Consider the following 16,668-nt stretch of genomic DNA (forward strand, 5'->3'; position numbering starts at 1 on the left):
GTTTATGTTCTCTCAATATTTTTCCAACACCACTACAGGCCAGTAGCACATAACGCCATGAAGCTTACCACACTCTTGCCGGACATGATTCTCACCCAAAAAAGGCTATGCCTTTCGCTGCTCTTCTCATTGCTACTCTTCGGTGCCGGCACAACGCAGGCTGACGACAGTCAGCTCAACCGCGACACCTATAAGCACCTGGAGATATTTTCCAATGTACTGGTCTTACTCCAACAGCATTATGTTGACGAAGTTGATACCGAAAAAATAATTAACGGTGCCATCAATGGCATGCTTAATTCCCTGGATCCGCATTCTTCCTATATGTCACCCGAAGATTTCAGTGAACTGCAGGAAGAAACCCAGGGCAGCTTTCATGGTATTGGTATTGAAATTACTGTCCGAGACAACATCCTCACCGTAGTTGCCCCCATCGAGGGGACGCCTGCTGAAAAAAAAGGGCTCCAGGCCGGCGACCAGATTATTCGTATCAACGGTATACTGACCAAAAATATGTCATTGATGGATGCGGTTAAATCATTACGAGGGGAACTCAATACCGAAGTAACCCTGACCATTTACCGAGAAAAATGGAAAGAGATGCGGGAAATAACTCTCTTGAGAGACATTATCCCCCTTTATTCAGTTAAATCCCTGATGCTTGAACCTGGGATTCTCTATACCCGTATTACCAGTTTTCAAGCCACCACCACGCGGGATTTTCGCAAAGCACTTCTTGCTGGTGCAAAGGAACACCCAATCAAGGGGCTTGTTCTTGACTTACGAAACAATCCTGGCGGGCTGCTTGATCAGGCGGTCAAGATAGCAGACATCTTTCTTGATGATGGTATTATTGTTTCAACCAAGGGACGTAACGGTAGAGAACAGATGGTCTTTGAAGCCCACAACGGCGGACCGAAAAACGATTTTCCCATGGTTGTTCTGGTTAATGGTGGCTCAGCGAGCGGTTCTGAAATCGTTGCCGGAGCCTTACAAGACAACAAACGAGCCATCATTCTAGGGACAACAACTTTTGGCAAGGGGTCAGTACAGACAGTGCTCCCAATGCCAGGTGGAGCGGGTATACGCCTCACCACTGCCAGATACTACACCCCCAGCGGCACCTCAATCCAGGCAACGGGTATTCACCCTGACATTGAGGCTCCTTTAAGCACTGAACCAGACAAAAAAAACGAAGACCTCTCGGCACCACAGGTCAGGGAAAAAGACCTGCCCGGCCATTTCATCAACACCACCCAAAAAAAGTCCCAAGCCGAGACGGAAACGGTAGATACAAAAAATGACAATAAACAAAAACAACAGGAAATTACCGAAAAATTAGAAAAGGACAGTCAACTGCGAACTGCCCTTATTATCCTGAAAAGCCTTGAAATAGTTGCTGAAAAATAAGAACTGCCCCGATAAATAACAGAAAACCGAAATTTGGCAGGTACCTCGCCCAAGGCATATTAACTCAGTCCGAATTCTCTGAGTATATGCTCATTGTCGGTCCAGTTTTTTCTGATTTTTACCCATAGCTGCAGCCTCGCTTTACAGCCTAGCAGGTGTACAATATCCGCAGTTGCCTGTTTACGGATAGTGGCAAGCATCTGCCCGCGATGTCCGATGACAATACCTTTTTGGGTGCTTCTTTCAACAACGATTGTCGCATGAATAACCACAGACGATGGATTGCTTTCATCAAAGGAATCAATCACCACTGCAGTTGAATAAGGGACTTCCTCCCGGGTAAGCCTGAAAATTTTCTCCCGTATTATTTCGGCCACAATAAATCGTTCAGAAGCATCGGTTGGAATGTCATCCGGATAGTACTTTGGCCCCTCAGGCAACCGGCTCACCATTTCTTCGACCAGGGTATCTGTGCCCGCCCCCTTGAGCGCCGAAATAGGGATCACGGCATCAAAGTCATGTCGATCACTGTACCATTTTGTCAGTGGTAAAAGTTGCTCCGGCTTTATCAAATCTATTTTATTGAGCGCTAGAAGAGTCGGCACTTTGATGTTGCTGAAATATTGCTGATATTCTTCTTCTCTTTTCTTCAATAACTTTTCAGATAATCCCGCACTGTCATCGATGAACAGAACAAGGTCAGCTTCACCAAGGCTTTCCAGAGCAACCTTCATCATCTCCTTATTCATTAAATCCTTTGCCTTGTGCAGACCTGGGGTGTCCAATACAATCATCTGGTAATTGTCACCAGTGACTATTCCAAGAATCCGATTTCTGGTTGTTTGCGGCTTATTGGACACAATGGCAATTTTTTGCCCCAACAAATGATTAAGTAAAGTTGATTTTCCTGCGTTGGGAGGACCGATTATGGCTACGACCCCTGAGCGGTATGATTCTTGATTCACGTGCTACCCTTTAATCTATATTCAATTGACTTGATGGCTTGCTTGAGAAAGTGTTTATTATCTATCATTACTTTCTGTGTACTTAAACTTTCACAGATGCAGATACCAGTGCTTGAGACATAATAATACCGTGTTTACACATTAAGCATAATCCCATGTTCCAACACTCTCTTTTTGCTTGCAGGAATATGAAATATATCTAAAGAAAATAATGACAAAGATACATATTCCTGCTATCCACTGTAACTTACCATGACTTTTGAACTTCGCAATGTGTTAGATAATGATCACTCCCGGTAATATTGTTGACTATATCGATGGCGGTAAATTCATTTGCGCCCTCATCACCAGAATATCAGAAAAACGCGTCCACCTAATTAATCAAAATGGTCGCGAAATCAGCCTTCCTCAGTCTCGTATTGTCACCCTTTCCAAGCAACACTATTCCGTCCAGGCTTCCCGGGAAGAGCAGATAGACCTGCTCAAAACCGCCGCCGAAAAACGCGCCCTTTTAGCTGAAGATATAAACCTGGAAGAACTTTGGGAAATCGTCAACGAAGAAGAACAACGAAAATATTCGGTTACTTTTCTGGCTGAGCTCATTTATGGCAAAGAGTTTGACGACGACCAGTTAGCAGGTTTTGTCCGCGCTGTTTTTGCCGATCGGTTTTATTTTAAATACAAAAACGATCAGGTTACGATTCACACTCAGGAACAGGTTCAACACCTTCAAGACGAATACGAAAAGCAGCAAGAAAAAGAAAAACTCCTTGAATCAGGGGCCAGATTTCTCCAAAAAATTCTGGAGGGAGAAACTGTTTCCAATCATGAATGGCCGGATCGCGATAAATGTCTTTACTGGCTGTCACAGTATGAACTGTTCGGCAATGATGGAGAGGAAAGCGCGCTGATGCGCAACCTGCTCAAAAAAGCAGACCTGACAGCTCCCCATACGGGCTACAATATTCTGGTAAAAGCAGGGTATTGGGATGCAGACGAAAACCTGGCTCTGCTGAAGTCGGAACATCCTCAGGAATTCCCAACGGCCTGCCTGACCAGCGCTGAACAGATAAAAGAAGCCTCGACACAGGAATTACTGAGCGACTCCAAACGAAAAGATTTTCGGGATCTCCCGCTACTCACCATTGATGGAGCGTTTACCCGCGACTTTGACGATGCTCTCCATTTTGAGCAGTTGGAAAACGGCAAAGTAAGGGTAGGGATTCATATTACTGACGTCAGTTACTATGTTTCTCCACGTTCCCCCTTGTTTGCTGAGGCCCAGGAAAGAGCAACAACGCTCTATTTTCCCGAAGGGCATGTGCCCATGCTGCCCAAATCCCTTTCTCTGGATGTGTGCAGCCTTATCAAAGGAAAGATACGGCCTGCCATCAGTTTTCTAGTTACCCTTGACGATACAGGCTTTATTACCCATACCTCCATTGTTCCCTCAGTCATCAAGGTGCAAAGGCAACTCAGCTATCGGGAAGCTGACAACCTGATAGCAAAAGATCAAGACCTGGCCGGACTCAATGCAGTGTGGAAAAAACTACGGCAAAGCAGGGTCGACAGAGGTGCGTTGCTGCTCCCTTTTCCTGATGCAAATATTGACATCAGGGATCGTAATAATATCCAAATTTACCTTGCCCCGGTGGACACGCCTTCGCGAAGCCTGGTCTCCGAGTTGATGATACTCGCCAATGGGGTTGCATCCGATTACCTTGCCGGAAGAGGTGCTCCCGGGCTTTTTCGTTCACAGCCCCCTCCTAGAAAACGTCTGATTTCAGGGGCCAGTAACAGTTTGACTGATATAGCACTCCAACGACGTTTTTTATCAAGAGGTGAACTGACAGCCCATCCAAAGCCCCATAGCGGCCTTGGCCTCAACAGTTACACCACCATAACTTCCCCTATACGAAGATTTCTGGACCTTGCTATGCAGCACCAGATCAGTAATATGATTCACGGCAAGGGAATTTTATTTTCAGCAGACGAGTGCAAAACTTTTTCCGGCACTATTCAGCAAAAACTCAGTAGAGCAAATGCCGTACGCCAGCAGCGCCAACGTTATTGGATACTCAGGTACTTGGAACCCAAACAGGGCCAATCGATGAGTGCGCTGATTGTTGGCCAAGGACCCAAGCGAGTCAACCTGCTTCTCACCGATTGCCTCTGCGACATTGACCTGCCACCCAACCCCTACTTTCCAGTAGAAGTCGGGGACACGGTCAAAGTTCGTCTAGTCCGGGTCAAACCATTGGACGGAGTCTTACGTTTTGAATGGTAAAAGGTTAACTATTCAGCAGCAGCCAAGGAGTCTTCGCTTACCCGGAGTCTTCGCTTACCCGGAGTCTTCGCTTACCTTATCTCTTTACCACGCAAAAAATGAAACTTTCGCCGCCTGGACGTTGAGAAATCCGGATTAACTGTACACTTCGGCATCGGCAAATGTCACCGCGAGCTTATCCTTTTCAGACAAAAGCGGCTCTGTTGCGAGTGGCCACTCAATACCCAACTGAGTATCGTTCCAGATAATGGCCCGTTCGTGCTGCGGGGCATAGTAGTCGGTGGTGAGATAAAGAAATTCAGCTACTTCTGAAAGTACGACAAATCCATGCCCAAAACCCTCTGGAACCCAGAACTGTTTTTTATTCTCTGCATTCAGGTGGATACCTGTCCATTGACCGAATGTTGGCGAACTGCGTCGGAGATCAACAGCGACATCAAACACTTCTCCGGCAATCACCCGAACTAATTTCCCTTGGGCCTGCTTGATCTGGTAATGCAGGCCACGGAGTACTCCGTAGGTTGAACGCGAATGATTTTCCTGCACAAAGGGTCTGGTGAGCCCTGTCTGCTCCTGCCACCGTTTCTGGTTAAAACTTTCGTAAAAAAATCCACGTTCGTCGCCAAAAACCTGCGGTTCTATAATAAGTACATCCGGTATGGTGGTTGATGCTGTTATCTTCATATTTTTGCTTATCGTATTTTTAAAGGAACCCTCCCTTTACGGCTGAGAAGCTCCATCTTGTTCAATTTTCCAGCCAATGCTCTGTTACCTGTCGGCATACATCTTTTCATAATACTGCTGATATGAACCGTCGATAACAGCATCCATCCATTTCTTGTTGGCCAAATACCAGTCCACAGTTTTCTCGATGCCTTGCTCAAAGGTGTAACGAGGCGTCCAGCCAAGTTGGTCGGCAATTTTATTGGCATCTATAGCATAGCGACGATCGTGCCCCAGGCGATCCTTGACAAAAGTGATTAATTCAGTTCGCGGCCTGCCCGATGGCAGCAGTCCCACTTTTTGGTCTAAGATAGTACACAACAGTTCCACTACCTCGATATTTTTTTTCTCATTATGTCCGCCGATATTGTAGGACTGACCGACGGTCCCATCTTCCACCACTCGGACTATGGCCTCGCAATGGTCGACCACATAGAGCCAATCACGAATATTGGCGCCATCTCCATAAACAGGCAAGCTCTCCCCTTTTAAAGCGTTATTAAGGATCAGGGGAATCAACTTTTCCGGAAATTGATATGGCCCATAATTATTGGAACAGTTGGTTATCAGTATCGGCAGCCCATAGGTATGGTAATAAGAACGTACAAGATGGTCTGAGGAAGCCTTGGAAGCAGAGTATGGAGAGCGAGGATCGTAGGCTGTCTCTTCTGTAAAATAACCGGTTTCGCCAAGTGAACCGTAGACCTCGTCGGTACTGACATGAAGGAAGCGTCGCTGGGAAACAGTTTTTTTCTCACTGATCAGCCAGGCTTTGCGCGCAGCTTCCAGCAGGGAGAAAGTGCCAAAAACATTTGTCTGAATGAAAGCATCCGGATTGGTTATTGATCTGTCCACATGAGATTCTGCAGCAAAATGGACCACAGTATCGATGGCGTGCTCTCTGAAGAGTACGTCCATCTGTTCTTGATTACATATATCGTCACATATAAAACTATAACGTGGATTGTCTGCGACATCCTCTAGATTTTCGAGGTTTCCGGCATAGGTCAGTTTATCAAGATTTATCACCTGCCACTCGGGCTGGTTTGTCAGGAGTAACCGAATAAAATTCGCACCGATAAAGCCACAGCCTCCGGTGACCAGTACTTTTTTTTTCATGAAATCATTCACCTCTGATGAGTATACCCATTCATGGGATCATTTGTATGCTTATTGTGTTGCAACTGAGGGTGTGGAAGCCAATATGGCGTACAATATTACACGTAGCCGGAAAGGCAGACCGTTGAATACAGTCTTTACTACAGATCTTCCTCCGCCTGCTCTTCACCATCAGCGGCAAAAATAATCGCAGAACCTGTGGAAAGGGCTTGGGCAACTTTTTTTCTCGCTGAAGTCAGCGTCCGCTGCACCGTTCCTCTTGAAACACCCATTTGCTCACCAGCTTGTTCCTGAAACAGGCCTTCATAATCACAAAGCCGTAACGCCTCCAGCTCGTCATGATACATGTATACTTTTGCTAAATCACGAAGAGGTGTTCCGGCAGGTTTGAATGATTTTGTGCAAAACGGCCCTTGGCAGTGACGTTTTTTTTTGGGTCTCGGTGACATTTTTCTTCGCTTAAATCGGCTACGGATATTTCTTTTCAGGGAATAGGCTTAGCCCGAATTTCTCTGGATTGACAGCTCGATAAAAATTATCGTTGACAACAAGAAAAAGATAAAAACGATTGCCGGACAGCCTTGTATGAACCCCGTCACAATGGATCGTCATTCGACACAAAGAAACAGGTGAGGCAGTCATACTTTTTTTCGTTAAAATATACAAGAAATCTTCAACACCTCCCTGTTCATTATTCTCTTTTTCAGCTACGCAAATCCCGTTGAGACTCATCGGTAAGCCAGTGTCAATAGATGGACAAAACCAGACCAATGAAGTAAAGTAGGGCGCTTATAAAATGATCCCTCTTATTGTACCAGTTACGTGCAACCCATAACCACATATATATGACACGCTTTGTTTTCCAACTCACACTGCTCTTTTTTTGCCTGACAGTTATCGGTGCAGGACAAATCTCAGCTCAGGACGATATTTCACCAGAGCTGAAAGATATTATCGTTACCACCTCCAATACCGACCTGCTCCTTTTCGCTACGGTGCTCAACGCCTTCACCCCTGAAATGATCACCGGCGTACAAAACGGCATTCCGATCACCTTCACCTTTTATGTTGAGCTCAATAAATTACGCAGCAACTGGTTGGATTCCTCCCTGATTGATACAACCATTACCCACACCATGACCTATAACAGTCTTAAAGAGGAATACGAGATTTACCACTCCGACAAAAATGGAAAGGTGAAAAGAACCCGTTCACTGAAAGAGGCCAAAGAATTGATGGCGGAACTCAACGGTCTCCGGGTCATTCCCCTGGAGCAACTTCAACCTGAAGCCCAGTATGCCCTGCGCCTGAAAGCAACATTGGAAAAAAACAGCCTGCCTCTTGGCATACATTACGTTTTGCCGTTTACTTCACTGTGGGATTTCGAAACAGACTGGCGAACCATAGAATTTCGCTATTGACTGCTCTTTACCGGAGGGTAAATGCTCACACCTGAACAGAAAAAAAAGAAACAACGGCTTATCCGCTATGTTATAATTTTCTGTATCCTGCTGATACCGGTTCTCGGCTATCTGCAAAGGGGTCTTCTTAAAGGCGACTTCCACCTCCCCTTTTCCAGTACGGTTCTTATATTTGCCCTCATCAACATAAACGGATTATTGTTATTGTTAATGGTCTATCTGGTGTTACGTAACCTGGTAGAACTGGTTTTTGAACGTAAACACAACATTCTTGGATCAAAACTTAAAACCAGGCTGGTTGTTTCGTTTATAGCACTCTCGCTGGTGCCAACCATACTTTTGTTTTTTATCGCTCTACGCTTTGTTTCGACCTCCATGGATTATTGGTTCAACTCCAATGTGGAGGCCTCCCTGCAGGCCTCTCTTAAACTTGCCCAATCAATTTTTCACGACACGGAAAATAGAGCTAGCGGGATTGGCACCCAACTGGGCAAAATGCTTGAAAACAACACGGTGGACATTGGGGATATGGTTGCTCTTGAGCAGCTTTTTCAAAGAACTTTGGCCATTGCTCCGCCGGGCGCACCTGACAGTATCGTCCTGATTGACGACAATGGGAACCAACTGCTAGCGCGTCGTGGGCCACGTTTACAGCCCATTGTGTTGCCGGCTGTCCCCTCCGAAGCCATGCGTCAAGCCGCCAATAACAATGCCACCGAGATAATCACGACCAACACCGGCGTTGGTGAACTGATCCTGGCTATCGTCCCCGTACACTTGCCGCAGCATTATCGACAACCAGTTTTTCTTGTTACCTCACTTTTGATTCCCACCACCAAACTGGAACGGATGCAAATCGTTTCAGAGGGCATCACCGACTACCGACAGCTGGTTATCCTCAAGGCGCCTATCAAACTCAGCCTGATTATCATGATGCTGATAATCACCCTGCTTATTCTGTTTGGAGCAATCTGGTTCGGATTTTATATAGCCAAAAGTTTGACCGGCCCTATCAACAAGCTTGCGCTTGCAACCAGACGTGTGGCTGACGGAGATCTCAACTTTATTATTGAAAAAGAATCCGACGATGAGATGGGGTTGCTGGTTGATTCGTTCAACTCGATGACTACCGATATCAAGGCATCCAACGAAAAGCTTGCCGTGGCTCATCAAGCAGTGCAGGAAAGCAACATTATCTCAGAACAACAGCGACGGTACCTGGAAACTATCCTGGAAAATGTTGCAGCAGGCGTAATTGCGCTTGATGAAAACAGCCAAATTACCACCATCAATCGTTTTGCAGAAGAATTACTCCACATCCAGCCCGTCCAACTGATCGGGAAAAACTTCCACGATTTCCTGCCGAAGACCCATGTTATGATAGTGGAAAGTTTTCTCAAGGAACTCCTTTCCACAGGCAAACATTCCATTGAGCGCCACCTACGGGTTACTGTCCGCAGAGGCGAAACCTTATCTCTTCAGGTCAACATAACCAGAATGGTCGACGAACAGTCAAATCCCATCGGATTTGTTATAGTGTTTGATAATCTCACTAAACTGGAGAAAGCGCAGCGGCTTGCCGCATGGCAGGAAGTTGCCAGACGAATTGCCCATGAAATTAAAAACCCATTAACGCCTATCCAGCTTTCAGCGCAACGGCTTCGAAAACGTTACATGGACAGCATCCCCAAAGATAGAAATATTTTTGACCAATGCACTGCCACCATTATCAACCAGGTGGAAGAGATAAAACGCCTTGTCAGTGAATTTTCAGATTTTGCCAGAATGCCCCAAATACATAAACAACGCTCTGACATAAAAAAAATGGTAGAAGAAGTCTATATCCTCTACAAAGAAGCGCACAAACACATTCACTTTACCTTGGAAACAGACGACCAGTTACCAGAGTTCTTTTTTGATCCGGTGCAGATCAAACGAGTAGTCATCAACCTGCTCGATAACGCCGCCAACGTCCTTGAAAACAGCGGCACCATATCGCTCAAACTTGTCTTTCACAAACAGCAGCCACAGGCTGTTCGTCTCATAGTTTCCGATAACGGACCAGGCATCACCGAAGAGGTGAAACTCCGTCTGTTTGAGCCCTACTTTTCCACCAGGAAATCAGGAACCGGTCTTGGCCTGGCCATAGCCCATACCATCATTACCGAACATAACGGGTCAATCATTGTCCACGATAACAAGCCCAACGGGACGGTATTTACGGTTGAATTACCCTTGGACACCTGATACTGTTAGTTGCCTCAACTTACTAATAAATTTTGCCTGAACGGATCCCTTTAGACCGCTGATGTCAATCCACATACTGATCATAGACGACGAACAACCCATCCGTGAATCCCTGTCGGGAATTCTTGGCGATGAAGGATTCATTCCGCATTCCGCCGGCTCTGCAGAAGAAGGTCTTCAAGTACTTGCAGAAGAAGAAATCCATTTGGTACTCCTCGACATCTGGATGCCTGGCATGGATGGACTTGAAGCCCTGAAACTGATCAAGGAGCAATACGATCTGCCGGTTATCATGATATCCGGCCACGGCACAATCGAAACGGCTGTTCAGGCAACACGAATTGGCGCATTTGACTTCATCGAAAAGCCACTTTCCTATGACAAAGTCATCCATTCTATCAACAAAGGACTCCATGTTGCCCGGCTTGAACGTGAAAACAAACTCCTCAGGGAAAGCGGGCCGACCAGGCCCGACATAACCGGGGAGAGTCATGTTATTAACTCGCTTCGAGAGCAAATTGAGCGAGTTGCACCGACCGATGCCTGGGTTCTCATCCGTGGTGGGCATGGAACCGGCAAAGAACTGGTGGCACAGACCATCCACCGTAAATCCAATCGCAATGCTCACCCCATGGTGGAGGTTAACTGCGCCGCTATCCCTGAAGAATTAATCGAATCTGAACTGTTTGGCCATGTCAAGGGTGCTTTCACCGGTGCTACCGAGCCTAAAAAAGGTAAATTTGACCAGGCCAACGGCTCAACCCTTTTCCTTGATGAAATTGGCGACATGAGTCTCAAAAGTCAGGCAAAGGTATTAAGGATACTGCAGGAACAAAAATTTGAACGGGTCGGCGGTGCGAGAACCATCAATGTGGATGTAAGGGTCTTGGCTGCCACCAACAAAAACCTGGAAGAGGAGATGCATAAAGGTAATTTCAGGGAAGACCTTTTCTATCGCCTCAACGTGGTGCCCATCAATGTCCCCGCTCTGATGGATAGGCGCGAAGACATCCCCCTGCTGGTTGCGGATTTTCTCCAAAATTTTCGTAAAAAAGGGTTTGGGGATAAACAATTATCCAACGAGGCACTCACCACTCTCATGCAGCATAACTGGCCAGGTAATGTCAGGGAGCTAAGAAACATGATAGAACGACTGGTGATCATGAGTCCAAAAGACATCATTGCCGACAGTGACGTCGCCCTTTTTCTCGGTAAAGAGGTCGCTCCAACCGAGGCAAATACATTTCCTTTACAAAATATCCAGCACCTCCCCTACAAGGATGCACGGAAAGCATTTGAAATCGAATACCTCAAAGCTAAACTTACAGAAAACGATGGGAATATTTCCAAAACAGCGGAACAGGTTGGGATGGAAAGGAGCCATCTGCATAAAAAATTAAAAACTCTCGGCATCGATGCCGCAAAAATAGGTGAACACTCTGCGTAAGTAGTTTCCCCCCTAATCTTTTATATTACACATATATAGGTACAACCATGGTTTTTCCAGAATATCGCCCCCGTAGAATGCGTCAAAATGAAACAATTCGCTCCATGATCCGTGAAACCCATTTATCCCCGGATCAGCTCGTTTTCCCTCTCTTTGTCCTGCCTGGTAAAGGGCAAAGAGAGGAGGTTTCTTCCATGCCTGGTGTTTTCAGATTCTCCATTGACCAACTGCAACAAGAGGCAAAAGAGTGCCTGACCCTAGGCATACGCTCAGTGATCCTGTTTGGTTTACCGGAAAAAAAAGATGCAATTGGCTCTGGGGCCTATGCCAGAAACGGCATTATCCAGAAAGCGATTAAAGAGCTCAAAAATAAGGTCCCGGAGCTTAATGTTATAACAGATGTATGTTTATGCGAGTACACAGACCACGGACACTGTGGCTGCCTCCAAAATAACGAGGTGGATAATGATGCCACGCTCGAGCTGCTGGCAAAAACCGCTCTTTCCCATGCCGAAGCAGGGGCTGACATGGTTGCGCCATCGGATATGATGGATGGCAGGATTAGTGAAATTCGTAGCGCCCTGGACGAGAACTCGTACCATATGACTCCAATCATGTCCTATGCGGTCAAATATGCATCCGCTTTTTATGGCCCATTCAGGGATGCGGCTGATTGTTCGCCACAATTTGGAGATAGACGTAGTTACCAGATGGACCCGGCAAACAGCAGAGAGGCACTGCGAGAGGCAACTCTTGACGTTGAAGAAGGAGCAGATGTCCTCATGGTGAAACCGGCTGTTGCCTATCTGGACATCATTCGACAATTACGAGATGAATTCGACCTGCCGATTGCCGCCTATCATGTGTCAGGCGAATACGCCATGATCAAGGCTGCGGCTGAAAAAGGCTGGATTGACGAAGAACGGGTAATGGCTGAGACACTATTATCCATCCGCCGTGCCGGCGCTGATATCATTTTGACCTATTTTGCCAAGGATATGGCAAAACTGCTGGCAAAATAAAACACCTAAATCCTGCAATTGGAAATTTCGGAGTCTACGCTACCTGCCGAAGATGTGAGGCACCGGAGGCGCAGACGTATAAAAATACTTCAAGCCTTCGGTAACGTAGCAGATTTGGTGAAATTGCCGATCCCGAAGGGCGTTGAAGGTGAAAAAAAATAGGTTCACTCAAACAGTGAATAGAACTTCAAATCAATTGTCTGCTCAATATGTTGTTTTTTAAAGTAGAATTTATTTTTTCTAACATTCGACGTGCGGGATTTAGGAAACAATCCAAACTCGTATGAATGCACCAGGTATTTTTCCTGATGCATTCATACCTTTCCACTTGCCTCATTCACTCCTGCATACTCTTGTGCAGCGACTTTTACCCACCACAGAATTCCCAAAAAGATACAGAGCAGCCGCAACAATTGCTCCAGTTACATCCGCTACAACATCGGCTCCGGAAGAGTCTCTCCCAGCAATAAAGCTTTGATGTATTTCATCGGTTATACCAAACATCAGGCAAAAAAGAACGACACCCGCCGATACCAGTGTAGGTTTCTGCCGCCACACACGCAAAGGAAAAACAAAACAGCAACATACGCTCAACGCGGCATAAATGCAGGCATGGAGTACCTTATCCAGACCGTTAATCAGAAGAGGGAGCTGAAAAGTGCCGCCTGGTTGATGAGAAAGGTAAAAAATTATCCCCATGACCACTGCCATGGGGATAGCTCGAAACCCATATTTCCCGACGCCTTTCATACTATAGGCTCCTTGTTTACGGGTTAAATATGCACCTGATCCAGTAATTCTTGCGAATACCGCTTCTTCACCCTTTTCATGGCTGCATTGATCTGCTGGGTCGGTGCGCCGGACAGTTGCATTTCCTCTTGGTCTGCATAGGAAGTTAAAAAGAGCTTTTTCTCACGCAGGGCATAGGTGTGGCTCCAGTTGATCTCGATAGTCTCACTATTCTCTTCTATGGGCGCTTCAAGCGCTTCTCCATCCCGCGCAACCTGCACAGCATCAGAGTCGGTTACTTCCAGCAACCAGGCATCACCTTTTGCACTGCTAAAGAAAATAAACACACCGAGTTCAAAGAACTCTTCTTTTTTCTTCTTTGCTGCCCCCTGTACTTTTGCAATGGCATTCATCAGGGTGACTTTGATCTGATCTTCTTTGACAGCTTGCCGTTCCATCTGCCGTGCAGTAAGGCAGCAATGCTTGTATTTTTTCCCTGACCCGCATGGACAGGGTTGATTTCTACCGATCTTTCCCATTTTCTCTAGTCCTTGCTTTTATAAAAGGTACTCTCAGCACACAGCCAAATAACATACGCTACTCTTGCCTTTCTGTATATTTACTAATCCTTATAAGCACTTAACAGATTACGACCTCGCAGGCAACAGACAAAATTGATGAAGCTCATTGCCTGTTACCTCCTGCGTAGAAAAATTACTTCCATATTGCCTTTAACCCGTTACGAACACTTTGAGTACCCGCAATCATGACAAATCTCACATCCCTCCTCAAACACTAACTTCCCTTTGCATTCAGGACAGACAGAAGCAAATCCGTGATGGGTTCCAGCCATGAAGGATTTCAACAGTTTACCTAGCTGCGCCGGCAAATCAAGCATATGTCCGCTGGAGCGATCAAGCTGCTTGATAATCTCTTCCATCGGAATCTGATAGCGGAGAGCCAGGGAAACCAGGCGACAGGTCGTGGTCCACATGGTCGACTTATCCTTAAGGTCAACCCGGTTATCAAAGGGGAACTTTGCAAAAACTTCCATCGGGTTTTCATTGTCATCAAAGCAAACAATTAAATAGATGGTGTTTTCATTGACATCCTTTAAGCGGTAACGTTTGGCACTGAGCATATCGGGCAGGGTTGTTTTTCGTACAACGCCTTTTGAAGAGACTAAGGCACTTTTTTCATCCTTTGATACAGTTGTATTCAGTACCTGGTGATCACGGGAACCATCCCTGTAGACCGTCAGCCCTTTACACGCTAATTCATAGCCAAGCAGGTAGGAAGTCCGTACATCTTCCAAGGTGGCAGACGAAGGCAGATTAATCGTCTTACTGATGGAAGAATCCACCCCGTTTTGCTGAAGTATGCCCTGCATGCGGATATGTTTTTCCGGCGAAATATCCTGTGCTGTCCGAAAAATTTCCTGCCATTGCTCCGGGATATCTTCATTATCTATGACAGAACCATCCCTGGCAACATTCTCAAGTAATTCAGTAGAGTAAAAACCTTCCCTCTTTGCCACGGTTTCAAAATGCTTATTCACCATGAGCAACCGGTCGCCATCCATAACATTTTTTTCCATAACAATAGAAAAATAGGGTTCACAGCCTGATGCACAATCGGCAATCATGGACACCGTCCCGGTTGGCTGAATAGAAGTTAAAGCAGCATTCCTGCGGGGAGGATACGTATTTTCCTCCGCATCATAGGCAGGAAAAGGGCCTTTGATTTCTGCAAGCCTGATGGATGCCAGTTCTGCCTCTTTACGGATAAACGACATTACATCAGCTGAACAGGTACGCCCTTCTTCGGTTCCATAGGGGAGCTTCAACTGAATCAGCATGTCATGCAGCCCCATGATGCCTAATCCCACTTTGCGTGTCTTTTGGGTCATTTCTGCAATCTCGGGAATGGGAAAACGATTACAGTCAATAACATTATCAAGAAATCGAACCGCCAGATGTACTGTTTTCCCCAAACGTTTATAGTTAACTTTGCCGTCAACAACAAACTGACCAAGATTGATAGAACCAAGGTTGCAGGATTCATAGGGAAGCAGCCACTGTTCTCCACATGGGTTGGTTGCCTCAAAATCTCCTAACTGGGGAGTGGCATTATCACGATTGGCAGCATCAATAAAGAGAACCCCCGGCTCACCATTATGCCAGGCAAGATCTATAATCTTATTAAACACATCCAGGGCACGTAAACTTCTAACCACATTGCCGTTGGAAGGGTCTACAAGACTGTACTCCTGATCTTCTTTTACTGCGCGCATGAATTGATCGGTAATAGCCACGCTGAAATTAAAGTTGGTGTACTTCTCTTGGTCTTCTTTGGCTGAAATAAAATCGAGAATATCAGGGTGATCGACCCGCAATACGCCCATGTTCGCCCCACGCCGTTTCCCCCCTTGTTTGATGGTTTCGGTGGCGGCATCAAAGACCGCTGCAAAACTCAAAGGCCCGGAGGCTACGCCCTGGGTTGAGCGAACTGCTGAATTCTTAGGGCGAAGCCTGGAAAAAGAATATCCAGTACCACCGCCTGTTTTATGAACAAGTGCTCCGTTACGAATGGAGGTAAAGATACCATCCATGGAATCTTCCACCGGGAGCACAAAACAGGCCGAGAGCTGCCCCAGATCTGTCCCGGCATTCATCAGGCAAGGAGAGTTCGGCAGAAAGTCGAGGTCGTAAATCATCTTAAAAAATTCATCGCGGATACGCTCATAATCGTCCAGATCCTGATCCACCACAGCGACTGCATTAGCAACACGTCGGCAAAGCGTTTCCCAGTTTTCAATGGGACGCCCCTGCTCATCCTTTAAATAATAACGACGATTTAATACAGTTTCAGCAGTTTCAGTCAAATGGTGTCTAGGCATATCTTTGGACATATATTCCCCTCTCTCAAAAAGGTTCTTTTCTTGCTTTTGATAAAGCAATACAGAAATAAAAAATTCGCTTACCTACAAACACAAATGGCGCTACGAGCCCCGCTTCATGCAAACCGTCAAGTGCAACTCAATTAGTACGACTACTAAAGAAATTTTAATCAGGAAATTTGTGCTGAAAAAGCTACAGTCTGGCAATACGAATATAAATAATAAACATAACTGTTCAGCAGCACTCCAACTCTCCACGATCTGCCCGCCCAGCATACCGATGTATAGCTAATCGGTCAGCTTGTGAACATTTGGAGCACTGCTGAACAGTTAAAGTGCGTGGTAGATTGACAGTTTTCAGTTCTTTGCTGAATAGTTTCTAATAAACAACCTTCGAAC

General features: G+C 46.0%; 13 protein-coding genes. 6 read left to right on the top strand and 7 right to left on the bottom strand.

Going from position 1 to position 16,668, the window contains the following annotated elements; genetic code table 11:
- Nucleotides 1-57 precede the first annotated feature (57 nt).
- Nucleotides 58-1,410: a S41 family peptidase gene (locus ACHZCY_RS05150; protein WP_232371003.1), complete on the top strand. Its 1,353-nt coding sequence runs from the start codon at nt 58-60 to the stop codon at nt 1,408-1,410.
- 59 nt (nt 1,411-1,469) lie between these two features.
- Here ACHZCY_RS05150 and era read toward each other — a convergent pair whose 3' ends face one another.
- Complete coding sequence (gene era, locus ACHZCY_RS05155) at nt 1,470-2,375, bottom strand: GTPase Era (protein ID WP_319548069.1); 906 nt, start codon at nt 2,373-2,375, stop codon at nt 1,470-1,472.
- Between the two features lie 283 nt (nt 2,376-2,658).
- Here era and ACHZCY_RS05160 point away from each other — a divergent pair, with 283 nt between their 5' ends.
- Nucleotides 2,659-4,662: a ribonuclease catalytic domain-containing protein gene (locus ACHZCY_RS05160; protein WP_319548070.1), complete on the top strand. Its 2,004-nt coding sequence runs from the start codon at nt 2,659-2,661 to the stop codon at nt 4,660-4,662.
- 135 nt (nt 4,663-4,797) lie between these two features.
- On the opposite strand, the gene rfbC is transcribed toward ACHZCY_RS05160, so the two are convergent.
- The 3 genes from rfbC to ACHZCY_RS05175 all read right to left on the bottom strand — a co-directional run bounded on the left by rfbC (nt 4,798) and on the right by ACHZCY_RS05175 (nt 6,953).
- The gene (gene rfbC, locus ACHZCY_RS05165) at nt 4,798-5,346 is read right to left on the bottom strand and encodes a dTDP-4-dehydrorhamnose 3,5-epimerase (protein WP_205222281.1); all 549 of its coding nucleotides are present in this window, start codon (nt 5,344-5,346) and stop codon (nt 4,798-4,800) included.
- An 84-nt stretch (nt 5,347-5,430) separates the two neighbouring features.
- Complete coding sequence (rfbB, locus tag ACHZCY_RS05170) at nt 5,431-6,504, bottom strand: dTDP-glucose 4,6-dehydratase (protein ID WP_319548071.1); 1,074 nt, start codon at nt 6,502-6,504, stop codon at nt 5,431-5,433.
- Between the two features lie 140 nt (nt 6,505-6,644).
- Nucleotides 6,645-6,953 carry a DUF134 domain-containing protein gene (locus tag ACHZCY_RS05175; RefSeq protein ID WP_205222279.1) on the bottom strand — a complete coding sequence of 103 codons (309 nt, stop codon included), beginning with the start codon at nt 6,951-6,953 and terminating at the stop codon, nt 6,645-6,647.
- Nucleotides 6,954-7,349: 396 nt separating this feature from the next.
- On the opposite strand from ACHZCY_RS05175, the gene ACHZCY_RS05180 reads away from it, so the two are divergent.
- The 4 genes from ACHZCY_RS05180 (at nt 7,350) to hemB (ending at nt 12,641) form a co-directional block, all read left to right on the top strand.
- Nucleotides 7,350-7,925, top strand: coding sequence for a DUF4390 domain-containing protein (locus ACHZCY_RS05180; RefSeq protein WP_205222278.1), 576 nt, complete (start codon nt 7,350-7,352; stop codon nt 7,923-7,925).
- A 21-nt stretch (nt 7,926-7,946) separates the two neighbouring features.
- A complete protein-coding gene (locus ACHZCY_RS05185) occupies nt 7,947-10,172 on the top strand; it encodes a sensor histidine kinase (protein WP_205222277.1) in 2,226 nt (741 codons plus the stop codon).
- 61 nt (nt 10,173-10,233) lie between these two features.
- On the top strand, nt 10,234-11,619 hold the full coding sequence (locus ACHZCY_RS05190; RefSeq protein ID WP_319548072.1) for a sigma-54-dependent transcriptional regulator: 1,386 nt from the start codon (nt 10,234-10,236) through the stop codon (nt 11,617-11,619).
- 47 nt (nt 11,620-11,666) lie between these two features.
- Entirely contained in the window at nt 11,667-12,641 is a 975-nt protein-coding gene (gene hemB / locus ACHZCY_RS05195) for a porphobilinogen synthase (protein ID WP_319548073.1), read from the top strand.
- Between the two features lie 333 nt (nt 12,642-12,974).
- On the opposite strand, the gene ACHZCY_RS05200 is transcribed toward hemB, so the two are convergent.
- From ACHZCY_RS05200 to ACHZCY_RS05210, 3 genes are all read right to left on the bottom strand, one after another.
- Entirely contained in the window at nt 12,975-13,391 is a 417-nt protein-coding gene (locus tag ACHZCY_RS05200; RefSeq protein ID WP_319548074.1) for a VanZ family protein, read from the bottom strand.
- A 23-nt stretch (nt 13,392-13,414) separates the two neighbouring features.
- Nucleotides 13,415-13,909: a YecA family protein gene (locus tag ACHZCY_RS05205; RefSeq protein ID WP_205222273.1), complete on the bottom strand. Its 495-nt coding sequence runs from the start codon at nt 13,907-13,909 to the stop codon at nt 13,415-13,417.
- Nucleotides 13,910-14,109: 200 nt separating this feature from the next.
- Nucleotides 14,110-16,281 (bottom strand): adenosylcobalamin-dependent ribonucleoside-diphosphate reductase, encoded by a 2,172-nt coding sequence (locus tag ACHZCY_RS05210; protein ID WP_319548075.1) that lies wholly within the window; start codon nt 16,279-16,281, stop codon nt 14,110-14,112.
- Between the last annotated feature and the right edge of the window lie 387 nt (nt 16,282-16,668).

The sequence above is a fragment of the Desulfogranum marinum genome (assembly GCF_963675105.2).
Taxonomy (GTDB): domain Bacteria; phylum Desulfobacterota; class Desulfobulbia; order Desulfobulbales; family Desulfobulbaceae; genus Desulfogranum; species Desulfogranum marinum.

Excerpts from the sequence above, each read along its gene's own strand:
- ACHZCY_RS05200 (WP_319548074.1), bottom strand. The coding sequence starts at position 13,391 with ATGAAAGGCGTCGGGAAATATGGGTTTCGAGCTATCCCCATGGCAGTG.
- hemB (WP_319548073.1), top strand. The coding sequence starts at position 11,667 with ATGGTTTTTCCAGAATATCGCCCCCGTAGAATGCGTCAAAATGAAACA.
- rfbC (WP_205222281.1), bottom strand. The coding sequence starts at position 5,346 with ATGAAGATAACAGCATCAACCACCATACCGGATGTACTTATTATAGAA.
- ACHZCY_RS05185 (WP_205222277.1), top strand. The coding sequence starts at position 7,947 with ATGCTCACACCTGAACAGAAAAAAAAGAAACAACGGCTTATCCGCTAT.
- ACHZCY_RS05210 (WP_319548075.1), bottom strand. The coding sequence starts at position 16,281 with ATGTCCAAAGATATGCCTAGACACCATTTGACTGAAACTGCTGAAACT.
- ACHZCY_RS05175 (WP_205222279.1), bottom strand. The coding sequence starts at position 6,953 with ATGTCACCGAGACCCAAAAAAAAACGTCACTGCCAAGGGCCGTTTTGC.
- ACHZCY_RS05180 (WP_205222278.1), top strand. The coding sequence starts at position 7,350 with ATGACACGCTTTGTTTTCCAACTCACACTGCTCTTTTTTTGCCTGACA.
- rfbB (WP_319548071.1), bottom strand. The coding sequence starts at position 6,504 with ATGAAAAAAAAAGTACTGGTCACCGGAGGCTGTGGCTTTATCGGTGCG.
- ACHZCY_RS05160 (WP_319548070.1), top strand. The coding sequence starts at position 2,659 with ATGATCACTCCCGGTAATATTGTTGACTATATCGATGGCGGTAAATTC.
- ACHZCY_RS05205 (WP_205222273.1), bottom strand. The coding sequence starts at position 13,909 with ATGGGAAAGATCGGTAGAAATCAACCCTGTCCATGCGGGTCAGGGAAA.
- ACHZCY_RS05190 (WP_319548072.1), top strand. The coding sequence starts at position 10,234 with ATGTCAATCCACATACTGATCATAGACGACGAACAACCCATCCGTGAA.
- ACHZCY_RS05150 (WP_232371003.1), top strand. The coding sequence starts at position 58 with ATGAAGCTTACCACACTCTTGCCGGACATGATTCTCACCCAAAAAAGG.